Source organism: Flavobacterium sp. P1_E4, assembly GCF_056405915.1.
The window spans coordinates 428,470-434,982 of record NZ_JBFUBE010000001.1; the positions used below are offsets into that span (position 1 = coordinate 428,470).

At 33.4% G+C, this 6,513-nt stretch carries 4 protein-coding genes; 3 read left to right on the top strand and 1 reads right to left on the bottom strand.

Going from position 1 to position 6,513, the window contains the following annotated elements; genetic code table 11:
• Positions 1-147 precede the first annotated feature (147 nt).
• The 3 genes from AC1DY0_RS01785 to AC1DY0_RS01795 all read left to right on the top strand — a co-directional run bounded on the left by AC1DY0_RS01785 (position 148) and on the right by AC1DY0_RS01795 (position 5,598).
• Positions 148-1,020 carry an ABC transporter ATP-binding protein gene (locus AC1DY0_RS01785; RefSeq protein WP_477186973.1) on the top strand — a complete coding sequence of 291 codons (873 nt, stop codon included), beginning with the start codon at positions 148-150 and terminating at the stop codon, positions 1,018-1,020.
• A gap of 83 nt (positions 1,021-1,103) precedes the next feature.
• Entirely contained in the window at positions 1,104-4,688 is a 3,585-nt protein-coding gene (locus AC1DY0_RS01790) for a M1 family aminopeptidase (RefSeq protein WP_477186974.1), read from the top strand.
• A gap of 76 nt (positions 4,689-4,764) precedes the next feature.
• A complete protein-coding gene (locus tag AC1DY0_RS01795; protein ID WP_477186975.1) occupies positions 4,765-5,598 on the top strand; it encodes a GIN domain-containing protein in 834 nt (277 codons plus the stop codon).
• A 101-nt stretch (positions 5,599-5,699) separates the two neighbouring features.
• Here the strand turns inward: AC1DY0_RS01795 and AC1DY0_RS01800 are convergent.
• The coding region (locus AC1DY0_RS01800; protein ID WP_477186976.1) for an NAD(P)/FAD-dependent oxidoreductase at positions 5,700-6,513 on the bottom strand (814 nt) is incomplete at its 5' end.

Sequence of the window (6,513 nt, forward strand, 5' to 3'; positions counted from 1 at the left end):
TAATATTCCTAATCCAAACTTATCATTGAACAAAGGCAAAACAAATTACCTCAAATCGAAAACAAAAGACAAATCTTACATCAAAATTGTAACAAACAATTATAGCCAGCGTCTTACATTCACCAACTAAAAAACCAAAAAATACAAATGGAATTAATTATTAAAAACTTAGACAAGAAATATAGTAATGGTGTACATGCGCTGAACGATGTTTCGCTTCATATTAAAAAAGGAATGTTTGGATTACTTGGACCAAACGGAGCGGGAAAGTCTTCATTAATGCGGACATTGGCTACTTTGCAGGATGTTGACAGTGGTTCTATATCTCTTGGTGACATTGATATCTTGAATAACAAGGAAGCGGTTCGTAAAGTTCTAGGGTATTTGCCTCAAGAATTTGGAGTGTATCCAAGAACTTCTGCTATAGACCTTTTGGATCATTTAGCCTTATTAAAAGGATTTCACAAAAAATCCGACCGAAAACAAATCGTAGAGCAATTATTAACCAAGGTTAATCTTTGGGAACACCGAAAAAATGCAGTTTCTAGCTATAGTGGGGGTATGCGACAACGTTTTGGAATTGCACAATGCTTGATTGGAAATCCACAATTGATTATAGTAGATGAGCCAACTGCAGGATTGGATCCTGGAGAAAGAAATCGCTTTTATAATATTTTAAGTGAAATAGGAGAAAATACAATTGTAATTCTTTCTACACATATAGTTCAAGACGTTCGTGAACTGTGTACACAAATGGCTGTAATGAACCACGGAAAAGTACTCTTTAGCGGCAATACCGATGATGCTTTATTGGAAGTTAAAGGCAAAGTTTGGGAGAAGAAAGTAAGCAAACTAGAACTTCCTGAATATCAAAAAAACTACAAAGTAATTTCGAACAAATTAGTTGGAGGTCAGCCATTGATTCATGTTTTTTCTGAAACCCATTTGAATGATGGATTCAGTCCTGCAGAGGAAAATCTTGAAGATGTGTTCTTTACTCAATTAAACGAATTAGTGTAAATATCAGAATGTCAAAAATCTTACTGTCGTAATGATTATAAGACTTTTGAAATTATGACTTAAAAACCTTAAGACTAAAAACTATGTGGAAATTTATCCGATACGAATTAAAATATTGGTTGCAAACACCAATGATATGGATCTTTTTATTCATAAATACGCTGCTTGTATTTTTTGCAGCTGCATCAGAACAAGTTACCATTGGTGGAAGCATTGGAAATATACATAAAAATGCCCCTTTTGTCATTGAGCAGTTTTACGGTATTCTTTCGATTTTTTGCTTATTGATGACCACAGCCTTTATGAATGCTACGGCCAACCGTGATTTTCAAAGTGGGATGCATCAATTTATATTCTCGTCCCCCATCAAAAAAAGCCATTATTATTTTGGGAAATTTATTGGTGCGGCAATCGTTTCTATAATTCCATTACTTGGAATATCTGTTGGTGCACTTATTGCACCTTTATTAGCACCTCTATTTGATATGTGCCCAGCCGAAAGGTTTGGAGAAATCATTTGGTCTGGTCATATACAAGGTCTTCTGGTTTTTGGGATTCCAAATGTGATTATCTCTGGCGTTTTCCTTTTTGCTTTAGCCATCATTTTCAGAAGCAATATAATTTCTTTTATAGGAGCAATGCTTATTTTGGTTTTCTATATCGTTTCTGCAGGATTCACAAAAGACATACAAAAAGAATGGTTGGCCAATTTACTGGATCCATTTGGACTTCGCCCCTTTAAAATTGCCACCAAATACACTACTGTTGCAGAAAAAAACTATAGTGCAGTTACATTACATGGTGATTTATTGACTAATCGTTTGATATGGATAGGTATCAGTCTAGTCATTCTAGTGGCCGTTTATTTCAAATTTTCTTTTAATACAAAAAAAGAAAAACCAAAAAAAGAAAAAAAATCAAAAACAGTTGAAACACCGATAATTGTTTCAAATACAATATTCGAACCAACAAAAGCCAATGTTTTCTCCATAATTACTTTTTTAAATTTAGTAAAATTCGAAACCAAAGCCATAATCAAAAACCCAACATTTATTATCATTGTTGCTATCGGAATGATTAATTTGATTACAGGCCTTACAAGTTTTACAGGAACTTATGGTACTGCAATGTATCCCGTAACTTATGATGTAGTAGACACTATAAAAGGGGCATTTGGAATTTTCATGATTGGATTTATTACTTTTTATACAGGCGTTTTAGTTTGGGCAGCACGAGATGCCAAAATCAATGAAATTGAAGATGCCACACCCATAAAAACAGGAGTTTTGTTCTCTACCAAATTGATTGCTTTGATTATTGCAATGGCCATTGTGCTGGTCTCAACAATAATCGTTGGAATCTTAGCACAAACAGCTTACGGCTATTACAATTACAAATTGGATCTTTACCTCAAATCAATAATGATTATTACGCTGTTGAGCTATTCTTTTATGGCGGTAATTTCATTATTATTCCATCATCTAATCAACAACCGATATATTGCCTATTTTGCTTTCGTCGCTTTTGTTATAGTCAATACTTTCATTTGGGGATTACTAGAAATCAATAGTAATATGCTGAATTTTGGAAACACACCTAGCATCACCTACTCGGATATGAATGGGTTTGGTCCATTTGTATCCTCGACCATTTGGTACAATATTTACTGGGCATTGTTTTGTTTAATTTTATGCTTTGTCATTACAGCATTTTTTATCCGTGGCAAAGAAGAACAATTCAAATACAGATGGGTAAATGCAAAAGTACAATTTGGAAAAAACAAAATTCTTATAGCCATTAGCATATTGGCATTTATGCTATGCAGTAGTTTTGTATATTATAACACTAAAGTTCTGAACACCTATGATTCTTCAAAAGAGCAAGAGAACAAGCAAGTGGATTATGAGAAAAAGTATAAAAAATTCGAACATGTAATACAACCTCGTTTTTACAAGCTCAATTACACTATTGATCTTATACCCGAAGAACGAAGCATGACTGCAAAAATAGAAGCTTGGGCGAAAAACAAATCGAATAAACCTATAGAGGAGCTCCATTTTACGATGCCACAACTTACTGATAGTTTGAAAATAAGTATTGATGGCGCAAAATTAAAACTAAAAGATTCTCCTTTAAAGTATCAGATTTACACATTAAACAAACCTTTATTGCCAAATGATTCCATCAAAATCAATATCAATTTATGGAAATTGAATAAAGGATTTGAAAACGAAGTCAGCTTTACCCAATTGACACAAAATGGAACTTTTTTTAACAATTCAGACATATTACCGACTTTGGGATACAATAGTGATATGGAGATTTCTGATAAAAATAAGCGTGTTAAACTGAAATTACCAAAAAGAGACAGAATGCCAAAACTGGACGAAAACAATCTTTCGGCCAGAGCCAATACATACCTTGGAAATGATTCGGATTGGGTCGAAGTCAATACCACAATAAGTACCGCGCCAGACCAAACTGCTATTGCTCCTGGGTCTTTACTAAAAACATGGACAGCAAACGGAAGAAAGTACTTCAATTACAGATTGGATAAAAAATCTCTAAATTTTTATTCCTTTATTTCTGCAAAATACGAAGTAGCTCGTAAAAAATGGAATGGTATTGATCTAGAAGTTTATTATGACAAACAGCATGCCTATAATGTTCCGAATATGATGAAAAGTATGCAGAAATCATTAGAATATTATACAAAAAACTTTGGTCCTTATTATCATAAACAATGTAGGATTATTGAATTCCCTAGATATCAAAGTTTCGCACAAGCTTTCCCAGGCACTATGCCATTTAGCGAAGGCATTGGCTTTATTATTGATTTACGAGATGTAAAGAAAGAAGACATTGACCAAGTTTATTATGTAACAGCGCACGAAATGGGGCATCAATACTGGGCACATCAAGTTGCTGGTGCCAATATGCAGGGAAGTGAAATGTTTAGTGAAGGTTTTGCTCAATATTCTGCATTAATGGTTATGGAAAAAGAATATGGAAAGGACAAAATGAAAAAATTTCTGAAATATGAAATGGATCGTTATTTAAGAGGCCGAAGTTCTGAACTTGAAGGGGAACAGCCATTGATGAAAACCGAGCACCAACAATATATCCATTATAACAAAGCCAGTGTTGTAATGTATTATTTAAAAGAAATGATTGGAGAGAAAAAGGTAAATCAAGCCCTGAAAAATTTGGTTGTTACTTATGGTTACAAAAATCCGCCATTCCCTACTTCGATCGATGCAGTGAATGAATTACGAAAAGTAACTCCGGATAGTTTAAAGTATTTGATTCCGGATATGTTTGAAAAGATCACACTATTTTCTAACCGAATGCTGGATGCCAAATATAAAAAAGTGGGCACTGAGTATGAAGTCACTTTAAAAACGACTTCGGAAAAATTCAGATCCACTACGCTTGGAAAAGAAACACAAATACCTGTTGCTGATTTTATTGATATTGCCGTTTTTGCAGAACCAAAAAAAGACACCGATCTTGGTAAAGTTTTAGTTTACAAAAGACTAAAAATAACAAAAAAGGAAAATATTTATACTTTCAAAACTAAAGAAAAACCTTTTGACGCTGGTATCGATCCCTACAATTATTTGATTGATCGAATTCCTGACGACAATTTAAAGAAAGCTGAAGACTAATTTTTAAAACATCCGTTTCTATACTTTATGAAACGGATGTTTTTTTATATTTGCATCCAACCCAAATTGAATTAAAATGAAACTCTCTTATGCAATTTTTCTTTTTCTGTTAACAACGACCATTACAATAGGCCAAAATAAAGAAAGAATAAAAGGCTCTAAAATAGTTGTCGAAAAACCAAAAGAAATTGGTGACTTTACAGCTTTAGAAATTGAAGACAACCTAACTATTTTCTTGGAAAAAGGCACAAAAAACGAAATTAAAATTGATGCTGATGAAAATCTTCACGACAATATCTCTTTTGACATCAAAGAAAAAACACTTCGTATTTATACTTCAAAAGAAATAAGTAGTTTCAAAAAATTGGTTGTAAAAATCACATACACCAATGATCTAAAATCGGTTGTTGCCAAAAACGCAACTATTGTAAATGCACTAGAAGCTGTTATATTAGATGACATTACCTTTAGCTCATTAGATTTTGCCAAATTATATTTGAACGTCAATTCAAAAAATTTCACATTGATATCCGATGACAAATCTAAGATCGAATTGAATTTAAAAGCTGAAAAAGCAAAAATTCAGCTAAGTAAAAATGCTCAAATCAAAGCTCTGACGACAACTACTGATATAACATTTGATTTGTACCAAAAAGCGACAGCAATCATAGAAGGAGATGCTACCAACGCAATTATACGACAAGACAACAATAGTGTATTTACAGGTTTTAATTTGAATATAAAAAATGCTGATGTAACAACCGAAGGAAGTGCAATATGTAATCTAATGGCAGATACTACAGTTGTAGTTGATGCTGATAATGCATCCAAAATCTACTTGGTTGGAACACCCAAAATAGAGGTAAGGAAATTTTTGGGTGAAGCTCAATTGATAAAAAAAACGAAGTAAACCCAATTAGAGCTGTATAAATACTAAACATTCAGTTCGTTTATTTCCATAAAAAAAGTCCCATTTTAAAAAATGGGACTTTTCTATTTTTATAAAAAAATTTAATCTTTAGAAGCTAAATATCTTTCAGCATCAAGGGCAGCCATACAACCAGTACCTGCAGCGGTAATTGCTTGACGGTACACATGATCTGCAGCATCCCCTGCTACGAATACACCATCAACATTAGTTTTTGAAGTTCCAGGTGTATTTATAATATAACCTGTCTCATCTAATGTTAAGTAGTCTTTAAAAATTTCAGTATTAGGTTGGTGTCCAATCGCTACGAAGAAACCYGTAGCTGGAATATCAAACACTTCTCCAGTAGTTTTGTTTCTTGCTTTAACAGCTGTTACCACTTGYTCGTCTCCCAATACATCTACTGTATCRTGRTTCATTAAGATTGTAATATTTTCMGTTTTRCGAACACGYTCTTCCATAATTTTAGAAGCTCTAAACTTTTCGCTACGAACTAACATTGTTACTTTAGAACATAATTTAGACAAATAATGAGCCTCTTCACAAGCTGAATCTCCTGCTCCTACTATAACAACTTCTTGATTTCTATAAAAGAATCCATCACAAACTGCACAAGCTGAAACTCCACCGCCCATTTTTAAATAATGTTGCTCAGAAGCAATATTCAAATATTTAGCAGAAGCCCCTGTAGAAATAATTACAGTTTCACAATGCAATTCAATTTTATCATTGATCCAAACTTTGTGAATATCTCCAGAGAAATCTACTTTGGTAGCCCATCCATCACGAATATCAGCACCAAAACGTTGTGCTTGACTTTGCAACTGAACCATCATTTCTGGACCGGTAACACCATCTACATATCCAGGAAAGTTTTCTACTTCATTAGTTGTGGTT

Coding starts and splice junctions, on each gene's coding strand:
- AC1DY0_RS01785 (WP_477186973.1), top strand. CDS start 148: ATGGAATTAATTATTAAAAACTTAGACAAGAAATATAGTAATGGTGTA.
- AC1DY0_RS01790 (WP_477186974.1), top strand. CDS start 1,104: ATGTGGAAATTTATCCGATACGAATTAAAATATTGGTTGCAAACACCA.
- AC1DY0_RS01795 (WP_477186975.1), top strand. CDS start 4,765: ATGAAACTCTCTTATGCAATTTTTCTTTTTCTGTTAACAACGACCATT.